General features: G+C 45.3%; 20 protein-coding genes. 13 read left to right on the top strand and 7 right to left on the bottom strand.

Annotated elements, in window-relative coordinates:
* Window positions 1–95: 95 nt before the first annotated feature.
* Window positions 96–290 (top strand): hypothetical protein, encoded by a 195-nt coding sequence (locus ACYX4M_RS12910; protein ID WP_014997798.1) that lies wholly within the window; start codon window positions 96–98, stop codon window positions 288–290.
* Window positions 291–326: 36 nt separating this feature from the next.
* On the opposite strand, the gene ACYX4M_RS12915 is transcribed toward ACYX4M_RS12910, so the two are convergent.
* Complete coding sequence (locus ACYX4M_RS12915) at window positions 327–1622, bottom strand: HlyC/CorC family transporter (protein ID WP_476080403.1); 1296 nt, start codon at window positions 1620–1622, stop codon at window positions 327–329.
* A gap of 163 nt (window positions 1623–1785) precedes the next feature.
* Window positions 1786–2577, bottom strand: a complete 792-nt coding sequence (locus tag ACYX4M_RS12920; RefSeq protein ID WP_476080404.1) for a cytochrome C assembly family protein — start codon at window positions 2575–2577, stop codon at window positions 1786–1788.
* 309 nt (window positions 2578–2886) lie between these two features.
* On the opposite strand from ACYX4M_RS12920, the gene ffh reads away from it, so the two are divergent.
* Together ffh and ACYX4M_RS12930 are read left to right on the top strand one after the other, a co-directional pair.
* Window positions 2887–4317 carry a signal recognition particle protein gene (gene ffh / locus ACYX4M_RS12925; RefSeq protein WP_476080405.1) on the top strand — a complete coding sequence of 477 codons (1431 nt, stop codon included), beginning with the start codon at window positions 2887–2889 and terminating at the stop codon, window positions 4315–4317.
* Window positions 4318–4501: 184 nt separating this feature from the next.
* Window positions 4502–6577 (top strand): YncE family protein, encoded by a 2076-nt coding sequence (locus ACYX4M_RS12930; RefSeq protein WP_476080406.1) that lies wholly within the window; start codon window positions 4502–4504, stop codon window positions 6575–6577.
* A gap of 200 nt (window positions 6578–6777) precedes the next feature.
* Here ACYX4M_RS12930 and ACYX4M_RS12935 read toward each other — a convergent pair whose 3' ends face one another.
* A complete protein-coding gene (locus ACYX4M_RS12935) occupies window positions 6778–7797 on the bottom strand; it encodes a heparin lyase I family protein (RefSeq protein WP_476080407.1) in 1020 nt (339 codons plus the stop codon).
* Between the two features lie 349 nt (window positions 7798–8146).
* Here ACYX4M_RS12935 and ACYX4M_RS12940 point away from each other — a divergent pair, with 349 nt between their 5' ends.
* The 5 genes from ACYX4M_RS12940 (at window position 8147) to ACYX4M_RS12960 (ending at window position 15907) form a co-directional block, all read left to right on the top strand.
* Entirely contained in the window at window positions 8147–11869 is a 3723-nt protein-coding gene (locus ACYX4M_RS12940) for an ATP-binding protein (protein WP_476080408.1), read from the top strand.
* Window positions 11866–12501, top strand: a complete 636-nt coding sequence (locus ACYX4M_RS12945) for a condensin complex protein MksE (protein ID WP_014978725.1) — start codon at window positions 11866–11868, stop codon at window positions 12499–12501. The genes ACYX4M_RS12940 and ACYX4M_RS12945 overlap by 4 nt, the downstream gene beginning before the upstream one ends.
* Window positions 12498–13715, top strand: coding sequence for a phosphoenolpyruvate carboxylase (locus ACYX4M_RS12950; protein ID WP_476080409.1), 1218 nt, complete (start codon window positions 12498–12500; stop codon window positions 13713–13715). Before ACYX4M_RS12945 ends, ACYX4M_RS12950 begins: the two co-directional genes overlap by 4 nt.
* Before the next feature lie 460 nt (window positions 13716–14175).
* A complete protein-coding gene (locus ACYX4M_RS12955; RefSeq protein WP_476080410.1) occupies window positions 14176–14568 on the top strand; it encodes a TerB family tellurite resistance protein in 393 nt (130 codons plus the stop codon).
* Window positions 14569–14602: 34 nt separating this feature from the next.
* Window positions 14603–15907: an alpha/beta hydrolase gene (locus ACYX4M_RS12960; RefSeq protein WP_476080411.1), complete on the top strand. Its 1305-nt coding sequence runs from the start codon at window positions 14603–14605 to the stop codon at window positions 15905–15907.
* Window positions 15908–16162: 255 nt separating this feature from the next.
* Here ACYX4M_RS12960 and ACYX4M_RS12965 read toward each other — a convergent pair whose 3' ends face one another.
* The 3 genes from ACYX4M_RS12965 to ACYX4M_RS12975 form a co-directional block, all read right to left on the bottom strand.
* On the bottom strand, window positions 16163–19279 hold the full coding sequence (locus ACYX4M_RS12965) for an efflux RND transporter permease subunit (protein ID WP_334057801.1): 3117 nt from the start codon (window positions 19277–19279) through the stop codon (window positions 16163–16165).
* A complete protein-coding gene (locus ACYX4M_RS12970) occupies window positions 19272–20330 on the bottom strand; it encodes an efflux RND transporter periplasmic adaptor subunit (protein WP_476080412.1) in 1059 nt (352 codons plus the stop codon). The genes ACYX4M_RS12965 and ACYX4M_RS12970 overlap by 8 nt, the downstream gene beginning before the upstream one ends.
* Before the next feature lie 144 nt (window positions 20331–20474).
* On the bottom strand, window positions 20475–22289 hold the full coding sequence (locus ACYX4M_RS12975) for an ABC transporter transmembrane domain-containing protein (RefSeq protein WP_476080413.1): 1815 nt from the start codon (window positions 22287–22289) through the stop codon (window positions 20475–20477).
* Window positions 22290–22802: 513 nt separating this feature from the next.
* Between ACYX4M_RS12975 and rpsP the strand changes: the two genes are divergently transcribed.
* The 5 genes from rpsP (at window position 22803) to ACYX4M_RS13000 (ending at window position 25495) form a co-directional block, all read left to right on the top strand.
* Window positions 22803–23054, top strand: a complete 252-nt coding sequence (gene rpsP, locus ACYX4M_RS12980) for a 30S ribosomal protein S16 (protein WP_105931878.1) — start codon at window positions 22803–22805, stop codon at window positions 23052–23054.
* Window positions 23055–23077: 23 nt separating this feature from the next.
* A complete protein-coding gene (gene rimM, locus ACYX4M_RS12985) occupies window positions 23078–23599 on the top strand; it encodes a ribosome maturation factor RimM (RefSeq protein ID WP_179982811.1) in 522 nt (173 codons plus the stop codon).
* Complete coding sequence (gene trmD, locus ACYX4M_RS12990) at window positions 23600–24361, top strand: tRNA (guanosine(37)-N1)-methyltransferase TrmD (protein ID WP_014948834.1); 762 nt, start codon at window positions 23600–23602, stop codon at window positions 24359–24361.
* Between the two features lie 18 nt (window positions 24362–24379).
* Complete coding sequence (gene rplS, locus ACYX4M_RS12995; protein ID WP_024015986.1) at window positions 24380–24739, top strand: 50S ribosomal protein L19; 360 nt, start codon at window positions 24380–24382, stop codon at window positions 24737–24739.
* A gap of 129 nt (window positions 24740–24868) precedes the next feature.
* Window positions 24869–25495, top strand: coding sequence for a trimeric intracellular cation channel family protein (locus tag ACYX4M_RS13000; protein ID WP_476080414.1), 627 nt, complete (start codon window positions 24869–24871; stop codon window positions 25493–25495).
* Between the two features lie 109 nt (window positions 25496–25604).
* Here ACYX4M_RS13000 and ACYX4M_RS13005 read toward each other — a convergent pair whose 3' ends face one another.
* Entirely contained in the window at window positions 25605–26321 is a 717-nt protein-coding gene (locus ACYX4M_RS13005; RefSeq protein ID WP_476080415.1) for an enoyl-CoA hydratase/isomerase family protein, read from the bottom strand.
* Window positions 26322–26642: the final 321 nt, after the last annotated feature.

Here is a 26642-nt window from a genome sequence, read left to right on the forward strand (position 1 = left end):
TTGCAAAAACTGAACAATTAGTAGTTAAGTATCTTTCTCTTCGGTCGATAGCCTCTTTGAGAGTGTCAAAGTTTATTCTACTGAAGGGTTGGGAAATGGACAGCAAATCTATTCCTGAGCTCCTTAAGCGTTCATTGCAATCGCATATGGCGGAGGCTGATTTACGTGAAGATGAGGAGACGCAGGATATTATTGCCAAGTTATCTGAGTTGTCAGATAAAGTCGCTGCTGCGAAAGCGAGAGCGCTGGCAAATCGAGCGCAGCGACTCGCTGATGAAGCAAAAGGCTAACTGAAAGGGCCGAAAATACGACAAGCGCCACATCGCTTAGTGGTCGCTGTTCGACTCCTTAGGTGCAATATAATACTCCGGCATAATTCTGACGGTTTTTATCATGCTTTCTGAAATATCCACAATTTCAAGTGGGTAACCTGCTAAACGTACGCTGACCTTGTTTTCAGGAATATCTTCAAGATACTCAAGCAATAGGCCGTTAAGGGTTTTCGGTCCTTCGGTTGGTAATTTCCAGTCCATTTCGCGGTTTAATTCGCGCACGTTAGCGCTACCATCAACAAGTACCGAACCATCTTGCTGTACGTGGGCTTCTTTACTGTGATCGGGTACCATACTGGTCGTAAAGTCACCGATAATCTCTTCTAAAATATCTTCCAACGTCACTAGACCCATGATATCGCCATATTCGTCTACCACTAGGGCAATGCGCTCTTTTTCCGCTTGAAACTTATACATAAGCGTATGCAGTGGCGTAGATTCAGGGGTGTAGTAAATTTCCCGCACAGCGCGAAGCAGACTTGACTTGGTAAACTGATCTTTTGATAAAAGTCGCAGAGCATCACGCACGTGAACAAACCCCACGGCATCATCAACACTATCACGGTATAACAACACTCGGGTGTGCTGTGCATGGGTCAGTGCTTTTTGAATTTTCTTCCAGTCATCATTAATATCGATAGCAAAAATTTCAGCGCGAGGCACCATGATATCTTCGGCAGTGACGCTTTCTAAATCCAGAATGCTAACCAACATGTCCTGGTGACGTTTAGGGATCATAGCGCCAGCTTCAAACACTACGGTTCTCAATTCTTCTCTACTCAATGAGTCATCATTGCCATTTGCAGGGCTAATTTTTAGCAGTGCAAGAATGCCGTTAGTTATACCGTTGATAGCTGCGACAAAAGGGTAAAGTAGGGTGAGTAATGGAAGCAGAATGATAGAACTAGGGAAGGCTATTTTTTCTGGATAAAGTGCCGCCAGCGTTTTCGGTGTGACTTCTGCAAAAATCAGTAGAACTAGCGTTAGGCCAAAGGTTGCAGCGAACAGCCCCCAGTAGTCACCAAATAGGCGAATACAAAGTATGGTGGCAAGCGAAGAAGCCGCAATGTTAACAAGGTTGTTACCGATGAGGATGAGGCCGATAAGGCGGTCTGGTCGTTCTAGAAGCTTAGCAACACGCATAGCTGAGCGGTTGCCTTCTCCCTGCAAGTGCTTGAGTCGATAGCGGTTTATCGACATCATGCCTGTTTCTGAACTAGAGAAATACGCAGATAGTAATATGAGTACGCCGAGCGCGATAAACAGCGTACTCGTTGATATGTCGTCCAATTAAGGTTTTCCTATACAAACTAAGGCTTCAAATGTATTGATTTGAGGGATGAGTTTCAAGGGGAAATTGTTGATATCACCCTAAATACTCAGAAGGTTAAGCGTAAACTGAGAGCCACCTAGCAATGCGGTTAATAGTCTAGGCGGCTAAAGCTCGCGTTATTTAGAGAAGAAACTCTCGTACCAACTTGCTACCAAAATAGGCAAGAGATAACAGCGTAACACCTAATACCGTCATCACAATGACTTGGCGTCCTCGCCATCCTCTTAGTTTTTGACCTATCAGAAGAATAAGAAAAACCACAAGCGCAGCAGCGGAAAGCACTGTTTTATGTGCGTAGGTTTTGTTGAACATGTCTTCTAAGAAAACAAACCCGCTAATCAGCGATACCGTTAATAGGCAGGTGCCAGCAAGCAACAGCTTAAATAATATATTCTCCACTAACATTAGAGGAGGTAGTGACGAATGGAGTAACGCCGCACCTTTTTGCTTTAGTCGGTAAGTAATGTAGGACATTTGAAGCGCATATAGGAATGCAATAACCAAAGTGCAGTAAGCAAACAACGACAAGCTAATATGGATAACCAAACCCGGCTGAAGCTCTATATGCATGATGTACGACACGGGAATAAATTGTGAGGCGAGTACCGTTAGACTTGCAAAGCCGAACACAACCGGAAGTAAAATAAGATTTGGGATGGCGCGGGCAAATATAAGCATGGAAACAGTGATTATCCACGACACTAATGAAAGCACGTTGGTAACACTCATGTCTTGCCCAGGCGCGACAATAATAACCTTGGTGAGAAAGGCGATATGTGCAATTGCCCCAACACTAGCGATGGATAGCCCTAATCGCTTATTCGGGCCGTCTTGGTGTACGAATTTGCCAATAAGTACTGCCGCAGCTAATGCGTAGAGTAAAGCGGCAGAAATGGCGAAAAGGGTGTTCATGATGCGTCCTGTAATAGGTAGGTGATGTCTTCACCGATTGAGTCGGTATTGATACTTCAACTAGCAAGTAAATTCAACCATCTCCTTGATTTTGTTTGTTTCACACCCACTTTTAGTGTGGGTATTAAGAGCGCATGAATTTTTTGCTTCTTAACATTTGCCGTGCACCAGAGTCTGAGAATGGCAGCAAAAAAACAATAGATACCAGCACATAAGTTTAAAAATTTAACCGCAATTGTGGGTACGTTACCGTTCGCTTTTACGTTACAATGCGGGCATTACGTCTGAAATAAAAAGAAGTTTCATACTATGTTTGAGAATTTATCAGAACGCTTAGGCCAGACATTACGAAATGTCAGCGGTAAAGGGCGTCTTACTGAAGACAATATTAAAGAAACGCTACGCGAAGTGCGAATGGCGCTACTTGAAGCTGACGTCGCGCTTCCAGTAGTAAAGTCGTTTGTTGCTCAAGTAAAAGAGCGTGCAGTTGGTACCGAAGTTACCAAGAGCCTTAAGCCTGGCCAAGTATTTATTAAAATTGTACAGTCTGAACTAGAGTCTGTGATGGGGGAGGCAAACGAAAAGCTTAACCTCGCAACTCAACCTCCGGCTGTCGTTCTTATGGCGGGCCTACAAGGTGCGGGTAAAACCACCTCTGTAGGTAAACTTGCCAAATACTTAACAGAGCGCGAGAAAAAGAAAGTAATGGTAGTGAGTGCCGACGTATACCGTCCCGCCGCTATCAAGCAGCTTGAAACCCTTGCTGGTGAAGTGAATGTTGCTTTTCACCCGTCAACTATTTTACAAAAGCCCATTGATATCGTTAACGATGCCATCGTAGAAGCGAAGAAGAACTTCTTTGATGTACTGCTAGTGGATACAGCAGGTCGTTTGCACGTCGACAACGACATGATGGATGAAATTAAAGAGCTTCACGCTGCTGTTAAGCCAATTGAAACTCTGTTCGTGGTTGATGCCATGACAGGTCAAGACGCTGCGAATACGGCAAAGGCGTTTAACGACGCGCTACCGCTAACCGGTGTAATACTGACCAAAGCAGATGGTGACGCAAGAGGTGGTGCTGCGCTGTCGGTTCGTCACATTACCGGTAAACCCATCAAGTTTATTGGTATGGGGGAGAAGGTTGATGCACTTGAGCCTTTCCACCCTGAGCGTGTTGCGTCTCGTATCTTGGGCATGGGTGACGTGCTTAGCCTTATCGAAGAGGTTGAGCGTAAAGTAGATAAATCAAAAGCCGAAAAGCTGGCCAAAAAGGTACAGAAGGGTAAAGGCTTTGATCTGCAAGACTTTAAAGATCAGCTTGAGCAGATGAAGAACATGGGCGGCATGATGGGAATGCTTGATAAGCTGCCTGGCATGGGCGGTATGTCTGATAAAATTAAAGATCAGGCGAACGACAAGCAGTTCAATCAAATGGAAGCCATCATTAATTCAATGACACCAGCTGAGCGTGCGCGCCCTGATATGATTAAAGGTTCACGTAAGCGTCGTATTGCGGCAGGTTCGGGAACCCAAATTCAAGATGTAAACCGTTTACTTAAACAGTTTACGCAAATGCAGAAGATGATGAAGAAGATGTCTGGCGGCGGAATGAAGAAAATGATGCGCCAGATGAAAGGCATGATGCCTCCGGGCGGTGGCGGCTTTGGTGGTCCGGGCGGTCCAGGTGGATTTGGAGGTGGAGGCTTCGGCGGAGGCGGCGGCTTTCCACCACGCTAATTCGCTATAGTTCTTACACTACCAAAAACCTCAATAGCAGCAATGCGTTGAGGTTTTTTTGTTTTTGTTGCATCCAATATCAAATGTGGCTCGTAAGGCTTATTGAATAGGACGTGAGCAGTATCTATCGCAAAGATTCGCGGTTGACAGCGTCTCTTCAAAAACAACAAGTATGGAGATGAAGATGGAATTCAATAAAACTTCGCAACAAAAAATGAAATTGTCATTATTAGCAACGGCTATGGTTTTTGCCTTAAGCGCCTGTGATGGTGACGACGGGACCGACGGTTTGGATGGCACAAATGGTGTTGATGGCGCACCAGGCCAAGATGGAGCACCAGGGCAAGACGGCGCGCCTGGCTTTGCTGCTGCCACTTTTCTTGTTGCCAATAATGGTGACGATAATCGCAATACCGTAACAGCTGTCGACCAAAACGCTAACGCGCTAAGTACGGTAACCACTGGCGCAAATGAAGGCATCGTATTCACTAATAAAGGTTCTCTTATTCAAGCGGGTGACAGTGACTTACCGCTTTTAAGAACGCAGTGTAATTTTGATGCACAAACAGATTACATGATGAATACGGGTAACGAAATAACCGGTACAGCAACAGGTCTGGTCAACCCCAAAGGTATCGCGTTTGCTGAAGATGCTGGCCTAGTAATGGTAGCTGATTTTAACGGTCAAAAGGTAAGCGTTTTTGGAGGGCAAGCATCGGGAGACGTTGCGCCTGTAGCTGAGATTATGGTTTCCGCAAAACCATGGGACCTGGCATACGACGAACAAAACGATAGATTATTTGTGGCTCTAACCGATGGTACGTTAGCGGTATACGACAACGTAGCTGGTTCGGGCTTTGCGCCCACAGTAATGCGCTCGGTGGTGCCTTCTGATGCAGATGGCAATCAAATATCAGTTAACCTTCATGGTATTGTATATGAGCCTATGTCTAACCGCATGGTAGTCTCTGATGTGGGTGATGCAGCAGTTGCAGACGACGGTCAAATTTTTGTATTAGAAGATATCTCGTCGGCTGACGGAGCTGTTGTACCAACAAGGATAATCGGTGGAGCGTCGACTCAGCTTGGTAATCCTGTCGATATTATTCTAACGGGCTCTGACCTTCGCGTGGCAGAAAAATCAAACGACGCCATTCTGGTTTTCTCAAATATTTTCAACGGAGAGAGCGGTGATATTGCACCGACGTTATCAACGCCATCGGTGAAGCCGGAGTCTTTAGCTGAATTCAAAGAATTAGATGAAATGAAAGACGCTTCGGACGACGGGATAACGACTATGCCTATTATGGGGCTCTCGGTATCAAGTAACCCTTCAACAGAAGGGGCGACAACAGGTGAGGTTGCCCAATACAGCGCTACATTGTCTAGTGAACTGAGCGCTTTTAACGCAGGTATGAGCATTGAAAGTGCCGCGTTTACGGCAAGTGGTGACGGTGTTATCACTTTTGATGATGTGGATACATCAACAGGCGGCTTACTAGTCATCAATCGCTTGAAAACTATGCGCGATGGGATGACGTACAGCGATAGCTACGACCACATGATTATGGGTAGCGAAACCGGGCTGATTGCACCCAAGGGATTAGACATTGCTTCTGAAGCCGGTGTGGTATTTGTGGCTGATGTTAATGAAAACACGCCTGCTGTAAGAGCTTTTTCGCCATGCGCATCGGGTAATGTCGCGCCTCTATTAACACTTGAAGCCGCTAACGGGGCTCGCCCTTGGGATGTGGATTACGACCCATCGACTGACAGCGCGTATTTAGCATTAACCAACGGTTCTGTGGCAGTTTTTGAAGAAGTAATGCGCAGGCTGCAAAGTGGTGAGACCGTTATTACCGGTGAGGATAGATTAATCGTACCAGCTAGCGGCGGTGCTGCATTTGAGGCGCCAACAAACATTCATGGTATAGACTACGATAGCCAAAGCGATAGCCTTGTTATCTCTGACGTTGGTAGCGCTGCAGATGCAACAGACGGCAAACTTTATGTCATTCCTGGTGCTGGCAATGCAGATGGCTTAACTGATGTCTCGGTTAATATCGCAGGTCCTAGTTCGATGTTGGGTAACCCAGTAGATCTAATGCTCAGCAATGGTCATGTTTATGTAGCGGAAAAATCAAACGGTATGATCCTTCGCTTCGATAACATTTTAAATTCAGCCTCGGGTGACATTGCGCCGACTTTCAGCATGATGTATCCCGCGCCAGAGTCGGTGAATGTACTAGCTGTTAAATAGGTTAAGCAGTGTTTGGAAGGCGCATAATAGCGCCTTCCAACGTGATAGTTTTAAAAACACACTGTCAAAGTTAATTGAGTGCGGTAAGTTAATCCAAGCATTGCTTACCGCTTTTTTTTAAATAGCTCGTATAGACGCCTGTTTACTACCTTAAATGTCCCTTAAAATGAAAATATCGTTTGAGTAGCTTTAATTGCAAATCAAAGCGTACCTTTTCTAATAACGAAATCGGCAAACTTCACTCGTTCTTCTTGCTGGCGTAATTTATCTGTTTCAGCGGTAGAGCGGTAGATACCCCACTTGGGGCGGATAAAATCCTCGTCAGACACACCTCGCCACATATCTATATTTGTCTCATTAATATCTATGACAGTTGCGCCGTCACTAACGCGGGTTATCTGCATGATAAAGTGGCCTTCTTCGGCAAAGGTTGCTTGCACAAATACCTTAACCCACTCATCGGCGATATCGCTCCAGTTTGCTCGGACCAAATAGGCATCGCTGGTGCGAGAACCGTCAGAGTTAAACCCTACGCTGTGCCTTACTTGGAGTTCTTTACCGGAGCTGTCTTTTTCGACAGCAGAAAGGGTTATGACGGGCTGATCGTCGTTACCATTACTATTGTCTTCACTGTCGTTTCGCGCCTTGAGCTGGAAGAAGTGGCTAAACTTGCTGGTTAAAGACATATCGCTGGCGACATAGAAATACCATTCAAACTGCATGGTTTCCCCTTCAAACCCGAGAACTTCGTCATCGCTTTTATCATAAGTTTTTATTTCGTTGCGTTGGCGATCAGACTGTTCACCTTTGTTGAAGTCGTCATCACGGTGGGCTAAAAACACAAAGTGGGGGCCTACAACGCTATCGGTTTCCTCTAAAATATGGGGCGTAGAAGTATGATCGCCAGCGAACAAGTCGGGTGCTTCTATGCTGCCTTCTCCAAACACGCTTTCTATTGATGCGTAGGTTTCGCTCGCGCTTGCGGCGCCCGTGGCACTGAGTATAACTTCAGACACAAGGGTAAAGTCTTCTTGTTCTTCCGGCAGGGTTTCTCCACCACCTTGAGAGTCAGGTACAGCGACAGGTTGAGAAGGAGAATTACTCTGACTGCTACTTCCACAGGCCGATACCGCTGTTACCACCAGTGCAATTAAAAAGAAGTAAAAAAGTACTATTAGGGTTTCTTGTAAGACGTTTTTGTTTTTATTATTCGTAGACACGATTTTTACCAAATGTTTGTTATTGGTTAATAAGATGTTTTAAAATTGGTTAACCAGCAAGTTTAACAATCAAACTATCTAGAAAAAGTTTTGAAGTTCGAGTTTTCAAAAAGACAAAGATAAATATCGAAAGATAGAAACAGAAGAAAAACTTGATGCCATAGCGCGCTTTGTAACCAACAAATCGCCGCGCATCTGTGCAAATTCATGAATTCATAATACACTGACGGGCTACATCGTGCGCATGTGCTCGCTTTCTTTCAGGTATGCAACTTTTACCCTATCAAAGCAGGTACAGTTTTGTGCTGTGTGAGCGTTCACGCGGCAGAGTTATTGATACAGGAACACTATGGCAGGCTTAAAACGTATTATTCTTATCGACACGCACTTACCAGGCGTGGTCGAGCTAAAGCTTGATGGACACACCAATATTTGTGGTACCAATGCGTCGGGTAAAACCACGCTTCAACGACTTATTCCCGTGTTTTACGGCGAGTATCCTAGTCGCGTGGTGCCGGCAACCCGTGACAGCTTTGAACGCTGGTATTTGCCTCGTTTATCTAGCTTTATTATTTATGAATACACGCGTGCTGAAGGTGACCTGTGCCAAGCAGTGTTAAGCTCAAATGGTACCGGCGTCAATTATCGTTTAATCGGCAAGCCATTTGAAATCAGTGACTATTTAATAGAGCAAAAGAACGGCAAACACGCCAGTGTAAGCAGCGCCGAGCTTGCACGTGCCATGAAGCGTAACAACATATTGGTTACGAGCTTGCTTAATACCAAAGACTTCCGCGCAATCATTCAAAACGATCACGGTGTGCTTAACCAGAGTAACAATGCCCGTGAGCTATTAGGCTACGCTAAAATCTTTAGCCTTTGCGAACCGTCGAAACACATGCGCCATATCGAAAAGTTGGCAAAGGCGGTGCATTCCAAAGAAGGCAAAATGGAAACCATCAAAGCCATGATTGCCGCTATTTTGGAAGAAGATGGTGTCACGCCACCTACTTCAGGTCTTAGCCGACACCGTGTTGATGACTGGATTAAAGAGTGTCATCTAATTAAACAGTTCGACAAAATTCGCCCCGAGTTTTCAAAACTCGAGCAAGCTGACATGGCCTTAACAAGCACTGAGCAAGTGCTCGCTAACCTAAAGCATAGCTTTGAACTTGATAAGACCTATTTAGCCGCGCGTGTTGAAACCACAAAAAACGAGCTTGATGAAAATAGCTTCCAGCGCAAACAAACGGACAGCGAGTGGGGCGATACCCGCGATCACCTAAACCAGGTTATTTCCTCTGCCCGTGCTGATGTTGAGAAGTTCACCAGTGAACTTGATACGGTAGAGCGTGAATTCGATAAGTGGCAAGACGACAATATTGAGCAGCTTAAAGAAGATGTAGCAAATTTGTCGCAGTGGCAAAATGAAAAGGCCATGGCCGATAGTCGCTATGTACTGCTTACTGAAAAACACCAAGATATTGAGTCGGCCTACAACAAGCGCTTGGCTGAGCTAGGTGAAAAGCTGTCAATTACTCTAGAAGAAATGTCAGCCGCACGCCAAGAAGCCGCAGAGAATAAAGCTGAGCAGCAGCAGAGCGAGCGTGAAGCATTAAGTCGTATTCAGAGCGACTACAATAGCCAGCTAAGCGCGCTTCAGAACGATTACCAAAATAGTTTGAATGAGCTAAAAGTTGCTGAAGCTGAACTTAAAGCGTCACTTAGCAATGCAGGCTACAACGAGTTTGAACAATCCCAGCTAGATTTTCTTGATGCGGCCATTAAAGAAGCATCTATCAATGAAGATGCAGCGCGGGGTGAGCTGCGACAAGCGCAGCAGGCGCACAGTAAGTCAGTCGAGTTTCGCAAAGAATATTCAAATGCGTTAGATAAGGCACGCAACGCCTTTCAACAAGAAGAAAAAGCGGTTAACAAAATTAATGCGCTTCTTTACCCTGGCGAAGGCTCGCTACTTGAGTTCTTGCGCGCCAATGTCGATGACTGGGAGTTATCCTTAGGTAAAGTTGTGCGCCCTGAACTACTAGAGCGCACTGATCTAGCGCCTGCTATGGCAAAGGGCGCACAAGGCGCCAGCGATACCTTTATGGGCGTTAAGTTAGCGCTTACTGAACTTGATACCCCAGACTATGCCTTTACCGAGCAAGCGCTTAAGCAGCAACAGCAAGAAGCTGAAATTCGTCAAGCCGCAGCCCTTGCTGCGCAAAACGAATGCGAACAGCGCTTGGCGAAAGCGAACGAAGATGTGCGCAACGCCGAACTTGTGGTTACCCAAAAAGACAACGCCGTTAAAAGTGCCGAAGCCAGCCGTAAACGTGCACAGCAAGACCGCGATACGATACTTAGCGAATATCAGCAGGCGCTTTCTGCACGCAAGCAAAAAGCCAAAACTAAGCTTGAAGCGAATCAGCAGTCTCAAAAGCAAGTAAAAGCTCAGTTTGAGCTTAGCCGAGAGGAAATTAAAGATCAGCTGCGAGAAGCCGAAACCGAGCACAAATTTCATTGGCAGCAGCTTATCGCTGATAGCGAAGCGCGTATTTCACAGCTTGATAGCGATATGCGCAAAGCGAAGGACAGTGCTGCCCAAGACCGCAAAGATATGCAAGATTGGCTAGAAAGCGAATTGAGCAATCGCGGTGTGGATGTTGATGAAATAGGTCAGCTTAAAAAGCAAATCAATAAGCTTAAAGAAGACATTACGCGCACTGAAACTCATCGTCATAAAGTAGCCGACTACGAGCGTTGGTACACCAACGTATTTACTAAGCAAAAAGTGATATGGCAGGAAGGCTTGTCTAAGTCGCGTAAGTTATTGGGCGAATCTGAGCGTAATTTAGCCAGCAAACAAGCAACCTATAAAGCTAACCGCGAAAAGCTTCAAGAGCAGCACGGGCAGCTTGAAACTACGCTTAAAACTGCCAGTGAGCACCTAGAACAGGTTAAAACCTTAAGTAAATCTCTTGCCAAGCTTACCCTTCAAGCAGGTGATGAAACGGCTGAAATTAAGCACGATGATGTCAGTATTGGTCAGCGTATTTCAGAAGTGCAAAGCCAGCTTCAAGAGCGCGAAAACTTATTGAGCGATGTGCGAGCTTATGTAGAACGGTTTGATCAGCTTATAGCTGCGCAAGCGGGTACAGGGCTATCTGATACGTGGGAGCGCGCCCGTGAAGAGTGTGCAACGCTGAACGCCCACGGCGTGAAGAGCTTTGATCATCGCCGTATGGTGTCGCATTTAGCACAGCTTCTAAACGTGATTGTTCCGCAGAAGCTACAGGGCTTGCGTGAGCAAGGCCGTATCTTTGGTGCCGATCTTTCGCAATACTACTTTGTACTTGCCGATATCGATAAACGCATTGTGTCGCAAAGCCGCCGCATTACCCAAGAGGTAGACGGCGATCTTTCCCTTGATGGTGTATCAGATTCTGCCGTTAAAATTCGTTCACGTATTAGCGAACTTGAATTTTGGCCTGAACTCGAGCAATTCAGAAAGCTTTATGAACACTGGATGGAAGAGGGGACAAACGAGCTGCCGGAAGAAGAGTATGGGCAGAGTATGCGCCGAGTACTGGATATTCTTGGCCGTGCAGCGCTTACGGGCGGCATCAGTAAGCTACTTGATATCGAGCTTCATCTACGTGAGGGGAACAGCGACCTTGTTATCCGTACCGACCGCCAGCTTAATGAATCATCAAGCCACGGTATGGCCTACCTTATCTTGTGTAAATTCTTACTTGCTTTCACCCGTTTGCTGCGCGGCGATGCCGACGCCACAGTGCATTGGCCTATCGATGAACTCGGTACACTTCACCAAAACAACGTGAAGAAAATCTTTGAAGCGTGTCAAAACAATAACATCAGTGTAGTTGGCGCATTCCCTAATCCAGAATCAGAAGTATTGACGCTGTTTGAAAATCGCTACTTGATAGATAAGGTAACCCGCCAACTGCAGGTGGTTCAGCCCAAAGCAAGCTCTATAGGGGCGCGCATTAAACTGAAAAAAGAAGCTGAAAAGAACGGTGAAGTAGCAGGTGAGGAGACATCAGCATGATGACAGAACAAGGCCGTGTACTGAGTGCACTTTTACAAGGCGCGTTTATTTGTCAGGTGACCGATGAAGAGGCATGGCGTTTTCTTAAATCAAGAGACAACGCTGCTCAGTTAGAACCTCATTTAGCGCTATTAAACCGTACATTATCGACCACCGCTGAGGGTGACGTATTCTTTGCCAGCTTTCTCACCATTGGTGAGAACGAGCGCAAAGTGCTTACACAGCAGTTTCAAGATACAGCATCTAACCTAGTACCTCTGGTAGAGTGGTTGCTGCTGGTTCAGCAAGCCAATGAATCTGATATGCCCATTACCATGGGTAGCGCGATTCGATTAAACGAGCTGCAAACAACCATTGAAGACACGCCGGCTTATGCAGAGCAACTAGAGAAAATTTCGCGCTATCGTATGTTCGGCTCTACCAGCGTGAACTTAGATGGACAGCTAAAGCAGGTTTTTAAACGCTTGACCGAAATGGGTTATCTGATTAAGCCAAACCCAGATAAACAGATTTATTTGGGCACCGGTAAAATTGAACACCTTTACGAAATGCTACGTTTCATTGATGAAACTGAAGCGCTGAGTTTATCTGAGCAGGCGGAGGCCGCTATTTCGCAAGGTAGCTTAATATGAGCCAGGTGTTAATTCAGGCGGGGACCAAACTACTTAATGCACTGGGGCGTCACAGCGACCTTATTATGCAGGCGTATGTTAATGGTTCGGTGAAAGAGCGCGACCATAGCCCAAAGGTATTGGAGCAGCTTGTTCAATTGGGGGTCTTATGGCGCCCCGAAGCGCAAAGTGAATTGCGTCTAAAAAGTGCGGTAAGAACGCTTTTAGAAGGAAGCTTGCAAGACGAACGTAACCGTACAATTAATGCGAATATTGGTGCGTCGCTGGCTAGTCTTAAAACGTTAACCGAGCACTATAAGGAAGCCCTTCACTACAACAAGTACAATGAAGCGGCAGCCCACATGGGGGATTTAACTGAACACGTCTATCAGCTTTCTGAATCACTAAGTAATAGTGTACGTGTGATGTTCGGCCGTATTAACAATGAATTCGGCTATGTGTCTTCAGTTGAAGCTAAAATTCGCGAAAACGAATTAGCACAGGGGCAGGTAACAGATTTGCTCGCTCAGCTTGAGTGTTTCCGTTTCGATGAGTTAAGTGAGCTGGCTGGGTCTAATCGTGAACTACGCCATTTACTGGTAGTATCCCTTCAGCAGCGCTTTGCCAAAGCCGCGCAGGAGTTATCAGTAGTACAGGCACGCTTATTAGACTTGTTGGGCCGGTTCAGAGAGTTCCAAGGTCGCACACGTTTGCTTAAAGGGTTTTTGCTACACATGGAGCAGCAGCCTGATTTTGCACCGGGTAACTACGCTAATCTGACCAATGTGCCAGTATTGTTTAATCAATCAGATTCGATTATTGCTAATGCGGCGCCTGACGTGAATAACGTAGAACATGAAGCCGACTATCAAAATATAGTGGCGTCATTGACTCATGTACACAAACGTCAGCCTAAAAACGAAGATACTAAGCCTGTTGACATTGATGTGACCGAGCAATCTACTTTGTCGCTAGAGAAAGATTCGCTACAGCAGGCAGTAGAAGCCTATTTCTGTGAGGTAATTGATTCAGGCCAGCCTAAAACGGCACTTAGTTATTTTGAAGAGCATGCTCTAGACTTCGATCCTGAAGTGTGGATTTATCAGGTAATCGGGGGGTATCAAGCCCTTAACGATGAAGATAAGCAGTTTTTTGCATTAGAATCTCATGGTAATAACGATAAAATCTATACAGGTAACTTCTATATAAATGACATCACGCTGGGCTTGCGTTGATGTAGAATTTCCTGCGCGGTTAAAGCTCGTCGAATTAAGTCTGGCCCCATAAATCAAGGGGGTGCCAGACTTTTTGTTTAGCTGTAATTAGCAGAAAATTAAACTCAACTCCCACATCTAATCAATGTGAAATTTCACAAAATTCGGCTAAATTTTGCGATGGTTTTCACTTGGAACCTGCTAAAAAAGACCTATAATGCAATAGGTGTTTACACTTATTTAACATTGTGAACTAAAAGCTTCATCGCTGCGTAATGTTACCGTCAATCGAGTGGTCTACATTATTTGTCCTGTAACCTTTGGAACCAGAGTAAAGACTGGCAGGTCCTAAAGCAGACAATATGCGTTTTAATGCTTTCGATGTTTAACAATTCGATGTAGGCACAGAAAATTTACGCTACTGCTAGGATGCAGAGCATGTTGTGGTACTGATGCGTACAGTACGAAGAGGAAGAGAGTTATGCAATTATCAGAACAACAAAGCTTTAACCAAGCCCTTATCAAACTTTCAGTTTTACTTTATCAGGTCGATGGAATGGTAACATTGACTGAGCAAGACTACCTGAATGCTATGGTTGAGTCGTTAGATTGGCAAAGTCCAATCTGTCGCGAAGCATTTCTTAACGATACTATTTATCAAGCTCGAAAGGCCATAGACACTGGCGATACTGTCACTTTCCTAAAAAGCCTTAAAAATGATCTATCTTTTAATGCAGAAAAAACGTTAGAGGTAGCTATGGCGATTACCGGTGTAGATGGTGAGCGAAGTGAAGAAGAAACCGAGCTTCTATCATTACTCACTCATAAATTACTCGCCAAGGCATTAATTTCAGGTAAAGATACATTACAATAAACGCTTTACAGCATCGTAGGTGTCTTTCTAACTAATGCGAAAAAAGTTGCGCCAACTAATGCGCCTAAAAATGCCAAAGCGCTCAGAGAAAGCAGCGCGTTTATGTGCTGCTTCTCTCATACTGCTTATGCTAAGCGGTTGTTATTCATTTCACAGTGCTAAAGTTAGTGCATCTCAATTTAGCGCGAGTACCCAAGCGTTCCCCGTTGGTGTGCAACCCTTCGACGATTATCTAAAAGACGTTGAAAGCTACCTTTTAAAGCACAGAGCATTTATATCCGACAACAAAACGCAAGAGATTACCATGAATATGCCCTTTGAATGTGGCACACAGTACCGCGACATCGGTGTGTTATTGGTTCATGGTCTCGGCGATTCACCTTATTTTTTTCGCGATGTGGCAAACGCCATGTGTAATGAAGGCATACATGTAAGAACCATTTTGTTACCTGGGCATGGCTCAAAGCCAGGGGACATGTTAAATGTCAGTTATGAGCAGTGGCAGCAAGAATCCAATCATCACATAAGACTGTTTTCTGAAGAAGTAGATAACCTCTATATCGGCGGCTTTTCAACGGGGGCAAATTTAACCACTATTGCAAGTTTTTCAATGGCCGACGAGCTCGATATTAAAGGGCTTATGCATTTTTCACCGGCCTTTAAGTCACGCTTTTTTGTGTCCCGTTTGGCCCCTTATATCGATTCATTGTTTCCGTGGCCTAACGTAGAAGAGGAAGATAACCCCAGCCGTTATAATTCAACCGCTATGCCCGGTTTCGCTGCCTATCAGGAAAGCGTAAACGTGCTTCAAGAGTTGTTTTCTCAATCAGAAGGAAAGCGAACTTTGAACCTTCCTGTAATTATGGTGGTGGGCGAAAAAGACAGCGTGGTTGATACCAAAAATATTGCTGAACAATTTAGAGATAATTTCATTCATCCGCGTAAGTGTCTATTGTGGCAGGGAGAGAAGAAACCTGAAGTGCCTGATAATACACTCATCATGCAAACCATGAATTTACCCGAGCAGCGAATTAGTGCGGCTTCTCATATGAGTACACTTTTTTCTGAACAAAACACCTTGTATGGAACGGAAAGTAAGTTTCGCATTTGTGACAACGGCCAAGGAAGTGATGCTGAAGCGCGCTGTAAAGCAGGGGAAGAGGTATGGTATGGGCCTTGGGGATTTGAACCAGAGGTCGAAAACAACAGGCTTAGCAGTGATAAAGAAGAAAGAGTGTATGCAAGGCTCACGTATAACCCTTACTTCGAGAGGATGGTAGATCAGCTTCTGGCCTTTACAGGCAAGACTAGGGTTAAAGCCTTTTGTAAAACCTATTAATAATCTTAGGTTTATAAGCGATTCAGTTATCACCCGTATTTCTGCGGTATTTCAAAAAAAGCGCCTAAGTCAGTGCGTAATAACAATTTTGTTTGCTACTACGCACTGACTTAGGCGCTTCCTTTATTTCTTGATGCACACTGCGTCTCACAGTAGTAGCAAAAACAACGTTTTATCACGGCTTTAGCACGTAAACACCGCGCAAACATTAAGCACCGCTTAAATAGGCTTAGCGCCTATCTAAGCGGGAAAATTTTAAGAGTGCTGAGCGTTCGCTTCTTCCATCTCTTTTTCAAGTTTAGCACTTTCATCTGCACGAGGCTTGGTAAAACGGGCAAGCGCTAAATAAAGCACAGGCGTAAGGTAAAGGGTAAATACCACCGCGATACCAAGTCCGCCAAACACAACCCAGCCAATTGCGTTACGTGCTTCTGCACCTGCTCCAGTTGATAGTATCAGCGGCAGGCCACCTAGAATTGTAGATACCAAGGTCATCATAATAGGGCGTAAACGCACCTTTCCTGCTTCAACAATAGCGTCATAGATATCAAAACCTTTATCGCGTAGCTGATCGGCAAACTCAATCAATAATATGGCATTTTTGGCGAGTAGGCCGATTAACATAACTAGTCCGATTTGCGAGTAAATATTAATGCTAGTGCCGGTTAAAAACAGCGCATAAACGGCGGCAGCAATACCAAAGGGCACAGTTAGCATAACTACAACAGCACTATTTACGCTTTCAAATTGGGCGGCTAGTACAAGCAATACGATGACGAAGGCTAAAATATAGGTGAGGGCGACCTGCTTAGACGTTTCTTCAAAGGTCTGTGCTTCACCCAAAAAGACCAATCCAACGCCATCGGGCAGAGTGTCTAGCGCTAGTGTACGTATTTGATCTACCACCTCGCTGAGTGCCACATCTTCTGGCAGTTCCATTTCTACTTTTATTGCCCGTCGTTGGGCTTGACGTTCTAGTTCAGCGGCAACGCCTTCTTCGCTAATAAATGCCACACTAGAAAGGGGGACTAGGTTTCCGTCAACGCTTTTTACATACAGGCTGGTAAGCTCGGACGGGTCTAACGTACTGCGATTATTAGTTTGCAGCATAATAGGAATGGCCTGATCGCCTACGTTTAAATCAGCAATGTCATCGCCATTAACGGCAGCGCGCAGCGTACTGGCGATGTCGGTAAGCGGCACCCCCAACTCCTCTGCACGACGACGGTCTATGTTTACGCGCATTTGTGGTTGCGTCGGGTCGTAGCTAATTCTGGGTCTACCCAGCTCGGGCAGCTTTTCTTCAAGCAGTCGTGAGAAGTCCTGTGCTGCTAAGAAGATATTTTCATAGGTATCGCCAGTAAGTGCTATTTCTAAGCCGCCACCTTGACCGCGCAAGTTAAGACTATTGCCACCAAAGGCGTTACCAGGAGCTCCGGGTATTTGCTGTAGCTTGGGGCGAATTTCGTTAACGACATCTTGCAGTGACTTATCCCGTTCATCCCAATGCTTGAGCGGTGCGGTAATAAATACAATGTTCGGATCCCAAGAGCCAACCACCGTATAAATTGAATCTATGGTGCCGTTCTCAACATAAGGAAGCAGCAGCTCTTCCATTTTTTCTGCTTGTCTATCCATAAAGTTCAGCCCAGCGCCATCAGGGCCGCGTGCAAATATACGAATTGTGCCTCTATCCTCACTTGGCAAAAGCTCATTATCGATATTTTGTGACAATATATAAGCACCACCGCCAGCAGCTAGGCTAAGTATGCCTACTACCCAGCCGTACTTAAGGGCTTTTAACAGTGAAGCTTGGTATACGCCAAGGCACGCATTACCAAAGCGTCCAAAGGTTTTGCTAAACAAGCCGCCGCTTTTTGTCTCTTTTACCTTAAGGCGTGCGGTAAGTGCTGGTACCAAAGAAAGCGCAACAAAAGAAGAGATAACGACAGCGCCAGCTAATACTCCACCGAACTCTCTGAACAAACGGCCTGCGGTTGAAGGTAGAAATGCAATGGGGATAAATACAGAGGCAAGCACTGCGGTGGTTGCCACTACCGCAAAGAATACTTCACGTGTGCCGATTACAGCAGCAGCACGAGCACCCAAGCCCATGCTTCTTCGTCGCTGAATATTTTCAGAAACAACAATCGCATCGTCCACAATCATACCCGTAGCCAAAACAAGGGCGAGCAGGGTAAGGATGTTAATTGAAAATCCCATGCCCCAAATAATTGCTAAGGCACCTGCCAGTGAAACAGGAATAGAAAGCGCCGGAACAATGGTCGCGCGCCATGAACCAATAAATACCAATAACGTCACTACCACCAAAGCAACGGTAAGGCTAAGCGATATCACAACCTCTTTAACAGAGTCTCTAATAAACTCCGCGTCGTCTGCCGTTACAGTTATGTGCATGTCGGTGAAGCGTTTGTCTAGGTCTTTGACCATAGCTAGCACTTCATCAGAAATCTCTATGGTATTAGAGCTAGCCTGTCGAATCACACCTACACCGATAACAGGTGTGCCGTCTAAGCGAACCACGCTGGTCGTATCGGCGGGGCCAAAATAAACACTGGCGACATCATTAATGCGAATGTCGCCACTTACAACTATATTGCCCACATCTTCAGCCGAGACTGACGTTGCATCAGCGCGCACGATAAGCGCCTGTTCAGCCGACTGTATACTGCCAGCGGGAACATCAAAAGGCGCGAGCGATAAGGCGTCGGCTATATCGCTCATGGAAAGACTAAAGCTGGTAAGGCGAAGCGGGTCAACGGATACGCGCAAAACACGCTCTCTATCGCCGTTGAGAGTAACGTCCGCAACACCGGGAATACTGAGAAACAAAGGCGCTACATCTGTATCGACACGTTCGGTGAGGGTTTCCATATCTAGGGTATCACTAGAGATAGCAAGGCTAACTACCGCTTGAGCGTCGCTATCTGCGCGAATGATTGCCACTTGCTCAACGTCCTCAGGAAGTTGACGCTGTACGCGACTTACAGATTCACGGACTTCATTCGCGGCATCTTCTAAGTTGACGCCAGGACGAAACTCTACACGTACACGGGCAGAGTTTTCTTCGCTTTGTGCGTATATATTTTTCACACCGCTTACGCGGGCAACGGCCCCCTCTAAGCGACCGGTCACTTCAGCATCCACGGTTTCAGGGGAAGCGCCGGGAAACTGCGCTGTTACAGTAACACGAGGGGTGTCAACATCGGGAAGCTCTCGAACTTCAAGCCCGCTCAAAGCGGCAAGACCAGCAATGGCAATAAGCAGGTTTAGAACGACGATTAAAACTGGGCGTCGTATCGAGAGCGAGGGAAGATCACTGACTGAAGACGATAGATTTGGATCACTCACTTTGAGGCCCTCCGGCCAATTCAGTGGTAATTTCTTGGCCTGTACGTAAGCGCTGAACACCTTCTGAAATTAACGCATCACCTTCTTCTATATCGCCTGAAACTAAGATAGTTCCTCTTAAACGCTGATGTACACTTACATCCACACGTTTCGCTTTCCCATCTTCGGCAAGCCAAATATAAGCACCGGTTGCTCCCCATAGTAATGCAGCTTCAGGCACGGCCGCGTAGCGATCACCTTCAATGCTCAAATTAACCCTAAAACTCATACCTGGACGGAATTTATCCGACGAGTTGTCTAATAATGCTCGAGCTCGCAGGGTGCGGTCCGCTTCGTTAATACGAGAATCGACTTGCGCAATTTCGGCTCTCACCAATTGCTCCCTATCGCTCCATGGTTCTAGTGTGACATTCGGCGCGTTGAGCAAAACCGGAAGGGCGGCTTCAGGGGCTTTAAAATTAATAAAAAGTTTGCTTCTATTATCGAGCGTGGTGATAACCGTTTGTTCATTGATCCGATCGCCTACCTCAACGTCAGTAATACCAACAATGCCGTCAAAAGGCGCGACAATATGTCTGTCTTCTAAATCTGCTTTCGCTTCTTCTAATGCGACCTCCGCAAGGTCGCGTTGAGTGCGGGCTAAGTCTAGCTCGCTAACGGGGACTGCACCTTGCTTATAGCTTGAGGCTAATCGCTCTACCGTGCGCTGTGCGTCTTCTAAGGTGAGCTTGGCGCGCTTTAATGCAGTTTGCTGCCGTCTATCGTCAAGGCGAACCAATACCTTGCCTTTTTCCACCGATTGACCAGGAACAAAATTTATTTCTATTACTTCATCAGAAACTGCTGGGTACAACACAATAGAGCGTACGGCTTCAGCACTACCAACCGCCTCTACTTTTCGTGTCTCGTTCATAAACTGAATGGGCTTTGTCACAACAAGCTTAGCCTGTCTGTCACCCATGAACTGCGCGTTTGCAGTTGGCACCATCAATAAAAAAAGAGCACAAAGACGTGTCCATGTCTTTAATGCACCATAGACTGAATTTTTCATTTTAAACCCGTAGCGTTAGTTAAGCTTATACTTCTCATCAACATAGAGAGAGTATTAAACTCTTTATTTTTGTATTACCAAAACGGATGTTTATTAGCCGATTGGTTAACCCTGTTGTTTGTACCGTATAGCACCACAGGCGGTTCAGCTAAGCAATTGCAGTTCAGCGTATTCCCTGTACAGGGTATCGCTTTTCATCAAAGAGGCGTGGTTGCCGCTTCCCACAACCTGACCTTTATCCATGACAAGAATACGATCAGCATGCTGTACTGTGGCCAGACGATGGGCAATGACAATGCTTGTTTTGCCTACCATTAATCTGTCTATGGCTTGCTGAACCATACGCTCACTCATAGCATCAAGGGCACTTGTTGCCTCATCGAGAAGTAAGATAGGTCGATCGGCCAAAATAGCGCGTGCTATCGCGATACGCTGTTTTTGCCCACCAGAAAGCTTCACGCCCCTTTCGCCTAGTTGCGTGTTATAACGTTCATCAAGGCTATCAATAAATTCGTGAGCAAAAGCTTGCTTCGCCGCATTCACCACGGCTTCGTCGGTTGCTTCAGGGCTGCCGTAACGAATGTTCTCCATTACGGTATCTGCAAACACCACGGGCTCTTGAGTTACTATCGCAATATGTCGCCTCAAGACATCAACGGGCATTTCATTAATAGGCATTCCGTTAAACAGAATTTGCCCGCTACTTGGGTCGTAAAAACGCATTAGCAATTGAAAGAGGGTGGTTTTACCTGCACCACTTGCGCCAACTAAAGCAAGGCGTTCTCCGGCTTGTATATCAATGTTCAAGTTATCAAACAATGGTTTACTATCTGGATATGCAAAGCTGACCTTGTCCAACTGAATTCTAGGGGCAGCCTTTGAAATTGAAACCTTATTTTCAGCCTCTTTAAGGTTAGATTCTTCTGCGTGCTCAGGCTCTGTAATTTTCTTCGCCTCATCTGATAAAGGTTTGATAGCTGACTCAGTAGTAAATAGTTCGTACAATCGTTCGCTTGCCCCCACACCGCGCTGTACTTCGCCTATGACTTCACTAATTGTGGCCACACTGCCGCCAGCCATCACGGCATAGAAAAGAAAGGCTGAAAGCTCGCCGACCGTCATGGTTCCGTCGAGTACTTGTCTAGCGCCTACCCAGGCAATAAAAATGATAGCTGTCATGCTGATACACATAATGCAGCCAATCAACAATGAACGGTAATGAATGCGCTTTTTGGCTACGTCCATAGCAAGCTCAACTTTTCTAGAAAAATGTAGGCGCTCAGCATTTTCAGCTGTGTAGGCTTGTACTGTCATTATTTCATGTAAACTTTCATCAATAAGCGCGCCTAGGTCAGCCACTTTGTCTTGGCTTTCTTTTGCATAGCGACGGACCTGGGGGGCGAGTACTTTAATAGGAACGAGTACTGCAGGTACGGCGACGATCACACAAAATGTGAGTAGGGGGCTAGATAACGTCATAAGCGCGAGTGCGCCGACAAAAGTCACAACCGAGCGTAGCGTCATGGATAAACTCATTCCCACAACTGTTTGAATGATTGTTGTGTCGCTGGTAAATCGAGATATTACTTCTCCTGTTCGAAGCTCTGCGAAAAATGACGGCGGAAGCGAGAGAAGATGCGCATATACTTGGTTTCTAATGTCAGCGCTAACCCGTTCGCCAAGCCAAGTCATTAAGTAGAAGCGCGCATAGGTCGCGAGGCAGGCGATGATGGTTATAGCAAGTACCATAACCGTAGCTTTGTTTAAGGTGTCGGCAGCATTTTCGATAAAGCCGCTATCTATCGCGTATTTAATGCCTTGTCCAAGCAAAAGCCATGCTATGGCTGCGGTAAAAAGGGCAATGACAGCGCCTAAAACTCGCATTTTATATTGAAGTAAATGAGAGCCTATCCACTGTAAGACTTGCTTCGTTGTTACGTTTGGTAGCGGTGTCGTCAAAATTACCTCGTTGCTTGCATTACTTATTTACAGCACTGAATTTACAGTGCCATTTGACATTGAAGACTAAATTATACGGTAAAGCGTGTACATTGGACGTGACCAATGCGACTACAGCTGCAGTATTTACGCTGGGATGAGAATTGGGTGGAGCAATAGACGAGTAACGTACTAAATTGACCAAGCTAAACATATGTAGCGTTAACTTTAGTGAAGAATTCAGGGTTTTGGTTAAGCGGCCAGTAAAGGTAAAGGTGATGAAAGAATGACGTAAGTGTAACCTTGCGCTATCTATCACCGTCGTGAAAAGAAATGAGATGTGTTCAAACGGTGTTTTCTTTGCGTTGCTCTGATCGTGAGTTACCTACTAAATATTATAAGTTAAACAAGACTTTTACTTGCATTGAACGGTGATATCCGTATAATTCGGCGGCCTTCCAATTGGCGTCTAATTTTTAGCCGCTGAATGAAGGCTTAAGTTAACGGTAACGCTACAACGAGTTTGAGGCATTTATGGTTACTATTCGTTTACAGCGTGGTGGCGCGAAAAAGCGTCCATTTTATCAACTAGTGGTGGCTGATAGCCGTCGTGCAAGAAACGGTCGTTTCATTGAAAACATCGGTTTCTTCAACCCAACTGCACAAGGTCAAGCGGAACGTCTTCGCGTAGATCTAGAGCGTGTAGATTACTGGGTTGGCGTAGGCGCGAGCTTATCAGATCGCGTTTCTAGCTTGGTAAAAGAAGCGAAAAAATCTGCAGCGTAAGCTGTTATTAACTGGTGGTATAGATGAGTCTAGCGTCTGACAAAGTGATTGTTGGCAAAATTGGCGCACCGTACGGTGTTAAAGGTTGGGTCAAAATCAACAGCTATACAGAAACGCCAGAAGGTATTTTCGAGTACACGCCATGGTTTCTTGGCGAAGAAAAAGAATACCAAATTGACCAGTGGCGACCGCACGGTAAAAGCCTCGTTGCAAAAATTGTGGGCGTTGATAGTCGAGATGATGCCGAGCGCATCAAAAACTTGGATATCAACATAAATGCTTCACAGCTGCCTGATTTAGGTGACGAAGGGGTTTATTGGCGTGAGCTCACCGGCATGAAAGTAGTAACAACGCAAGGTTACGACTTGGGTGTGGTGAAAGAAGTGTTTAATACAGGTGCTAACGACGTGATTCACGTTAAAGCGAATGTAGGCGATGCTTTTGGTCAAAAAGAAAGACTATTACCTTTTGTGTTCGACGAAGTCGTACAAGAGGTGGATAAGGAAGCGAAGGTCATTAAAGTTGACTGGGACCCGGGGTTTTAAGTGACACCGGAAAAGTGGTTCGGCGTTGTTAGCCTGTTTCCAGATATGTTTGCCCCTTTTACCCAACAGGGTGTTATAGGTCGAGCAGTTAAGTCTGGAACGTTATCGGTTGACACCTTCAACCCCCGTGACTTTACACATGATCGCCATCGTACAGTAGACGATCGCCCCTACGGAGGCGGACCCGGTATGCTGATGATGGTAAAACCGCTAACCGACGCAATACAAGCTGCCAAGAAAGTTGGTGGCGAAAAAAGTAAGGTGATCTACTTATCACCACAAGGGAAACCCCTTGACCAAGCAGGCGTACAGCGCCTTGCTAACATTGACCGCACAATTTTAATTTGCGGTCGATATGAAGGCATCGACGAGCGAGTAATCGAAAGCCATGTAGATGAAGAAGTCTCTATTGGTGATTACGTGTTAAGCGGCGGTGAACTGCCAGCAATGGTCCTTATGGACGCGGTTGCTCGATTAGTTCCTGGCGTGTTGGGGCATAAAGCTTCAGCAGTTGAAGATTCTTTCACAGACGGTCTTTTGGATTGCCCGCACTATACGCGGCCCGAAATACTCGATGGTCAGAAGGTACCTGATGTGTTGTTAAGTGGGGACCATGAAAAAATTAGGCAGTGGCGATTGATGCAGTCATTAGGTAGAACCTGGCAGCGTCGCCCTGAATTGTTAAATCACCTAGCTCTGACTGAGGAGCAGCAGCGTTTGCTTGAATTATTCCAAGCGCAACTGCAGCAAGATGACAGTTAACTAGGACGAGAGGATATGATGAGCAAAGTCAGTCAAGATATCATCAAAAAAATCGAAGAAGCACAGCTAAAGACTGATGTTCCTGCGTTTGGTCCAGGTGACACAGTAGTTGTTAAAGTTCGCGTTACCGAAGGTGACAAAGAGCGTCTTCAGGCATATGAAGGTGTTGTTATCGCTAAGCGTAACCGTGGTCTGCACTCGTCTTTTACCGTGCGTAAAATTTCTAGCGGCGAAGGCGTTGAGCGTGTGTTCCAAACACACAGCCCGGCAGTTTCTTCAATTGAAGTGAAACGTCGCGGTGCGGTTCGTCGTGCTAAGCTTTACTATCTACGTGAGCGTTCAGGTAAATCTGCACGTATCAAAGAGAAGCTTAACTAAGATTACTAATCCTTGCGTTATTGTTAACTTCGAAAAAGCCCGCGTTAAGCGGGCTTTTTTGTGCCTGAAATTCGATCCTTTTTCTACTTTATTGGATACAAAGATTAATGTTTTTTAATAGAGTGAAGAATGAGCTCAGATTATTTTATTGTGCTAGGCATCATTGGTGTTGCCTTCTTCGCTATTTCCGGTGCACTGCTAGGACACGAAAAGAATATTAATGGTTTCGGAATAGTAGTTGTGGGGGTTATGACGGCGCTCGGCGGCGGCACGCTAAGAGATTTACTTTTGGGGAAACCTATATTCTGGGTAGAATCCTCCGAATACCTTCTAGCGACTTACAGTGCGATCTTCGTCACAGTGATATTAATACGTCACTTCCCATCCCCTTCAAACTTTTACTTCATTTTGATTGATACAATAGGGCTTGCCATATTTAACGTCATAGGCATTGAGAAAGCCTTGATCAGCGGCACAGGGATGATTGTTGCCTTAACTATGGGAATGACCACGGGAATCGTCGGTGGTTTAATGAGGGACGTGGTGTGCCGAGAAATGCCTTATGTTATGCGTGGTGATGTCTATGCGAGTGCATGCTTTGCTGGAGGGCTAACATATGCTGCGCTATTTGCAGTGGATATTCCATATATCTGGTGCATTTTGGGCTCTGTTGGTGTAACCGTTTTATTGCGGATAGCGTCACTTCATTGGGGAGTGAATGTGGATTTGTTCAGAAAACGGACGCCAAAGCATTGAGAGAAAATAGTAATATGTAAGTTCGTGTATAAATTTTACTTCGTAAGGCTGCGTTTACTTCTCGGTATACACAGCCTTATAAGATTTAATACCAGTCCCGCATAAATAACTACGCCATAAGTGAAAGTGCTTCTATTAAAGGCTTATTTTCGCTGTCGATAGTATCGATAATATGTCTGTGCAGACGTTTTTTGTGTTCGCCAAATATGCCTCGCTTTTTATCAAAGGTTTTAGCGTAATTAACTGCCCCTTCTAGCAAACTTTCTTGGTTATCGTATGCTTTCTCTACCACATGATCTTGCTCTAATTCTTTACCGGAAACCCGTCTTCCTGAAAGCTTCATTTCGTTAAACCTATAATAAGGCATCGCCTTTTTAACAAACTCAATCATTCCGGGTAAAAAAGGAATAGATAAGTCGACTTCAGGGAAACAGAAGAAGCCTTTATCTGAACGCATAAACCTGAAGTCGCAAGCACACGCTAAAATTGCTCCATTGCCAAAGGCGTGGCCATTGATAGCGGCGATAACAGGTAGCGGGTATAGAAGCAGTGTCTTAAATACATCATCCATATCATGCATGAATTGCTTTATTTCTTGAGTGCGGCCCGATTTCATGGCCGGCATAAGCCAGTCTGTGTCTATACCTAGACTAAAGCATTTCTCATCGTTTGATGTGATCACCAGCGCTTTGCAGCTATCATTACTCTTAATAGCATCTAACGCTGAAAGCATCTCTTTTGCAAAGAGAGGGTTGTGACGGTTTTCACCATTTTGCATGGTTAAAATAGCGACATTACCAGTGTAAGTGAGGGCTAAATTTTGCATTGTTTTCTCGTTTTATTCTAATGGCACTATGATACAAAAGTCTGGCGATAGATGAGAAATTTAGCTTATTTATGTTGGTCAATTATCTCATCAAACCTTCGGATTATTGGACGCTTAATATAAATTACAGATATAAAACGATAAGCTAACGAGGTTATGTTGAATAAACCTCACTGCTGGTTAAAAAGTGGACTAGCAGAGCGCGCTATTGCCATTCAGTCATGTTCATTCACTTCGAATCTAGCCTAGATTAAAGTATTATTCGTTATTGCTTGCGCTGTTATGCTTAAATTGTTAAAAAGTCAATGACGTTAAAGAAAT

Source organism: Alteromonas sp. ABV4_150, assembly GCF_056311745.1.

Bases quoted from the DNA above. Each gene is read 5' to 3' on its own strand.
- rimM (WP_179982811.1), top strand. From the start codon at position 23,078: ATGAGTCTAGCGTCTGACAAAGTGATTGTTGGCAAAATTGGCGCACCG.
- ACYX4M_RS12970 (WP_476080412.1), bottom strand. From the start codon at position 20,330: ATGAAAAATTCAGTCTATGGTGCATTAAAGACATGGACACGTCTTTGT.
- ACYX4M_RS12940 (WP_476080408.1), top strand. From the start codon at position 8,147: ATGGCAGGCTTAAAACGTATTATTCTTATCGACACGCACTTACCAGGC.
- ACYX4M_RS12950 (WP_476080409.1), top strand. From the start codon at position 12,498: ATGAGCCAGGTGTTAATTCAGGCGGGGACCAAACTACTTAATGCACTG.
- ffh (WP_476080405.1), top strand. From the start codon at position 2,887: ATGTTTGAGAATTTATCAGAACGCTTAGGCCAGACATTACGAAATGTC.
- ACYX4M_RS12945 (WP_014978725.1), top strand. From the start codon at position 11,866: ATGATGACAGAACAAGGCCGTGTACTGAGTGCACTTTTACAAGGCGCG.
- ACYX4M_RS12910 (WP_014997798.1), top strand. From the start codon at position 96: ATGGACAGCAAATCTATTCCTGAGCTCCTTAAGCGTTCATTGCAATCG.
- ACYX4M_RS12960 (WP_476080411.1), top strand. From the start codon at position 14,603: ATGCGAAAAAAGTTGCGCCAACTAATGCGCCTAAAAATGCCAAAGCGC.
- rplS (WP_024015986.1), top strand. From the start codon at position 24,380: ATGAGCAAAGTCAGTCAAGATATCATCAAAAAAATCGAAGAAGCACAG.
- rpsP (WP_105931878.1), top strand. From the start codon at position 22,803: ATGGTTACTATTCGTTTACAGCGTGGTGGCGCGAAAAAGCGTCCATTT.
- ACYX4M_RS13000 (WP_476080414.1), top strand. From the start codon at position 24,869: ATGAGCTCAGATTATTTTATTGTGCTAGGCATCATTGGTGTTGCCTTC.
- ACYX4M_RS12920 (WP_476080404.1), bottom strand. From the start codon at position 2,577: ATGAACACCCTTTTCGCCATTTCTGCCGCTTTACTCTACGCATTAGCT.
- ACYX4M_RS13005 (WP_476080415.1), bottom strand. From the start codon at position 26,321: ATGCAAAATTTAGCCCTCACTTACACTGGTAATGTCGCTATTTTAACC.
- ACYX4M_RS12930 (WP_476080406.1), top strand. From the start codon at position 4,502: ATGGAATTCAATAAAACTTCGCAACAAAAAATGAAATTGTCATTATTA.
- ACYX4M_RS12955 (WP_476080410.1), top strand. From the start codon at position 14,176: ATGCAATTATCAGAACAACAAAGCTTTAACCAAGCCCTTATCAAACTT.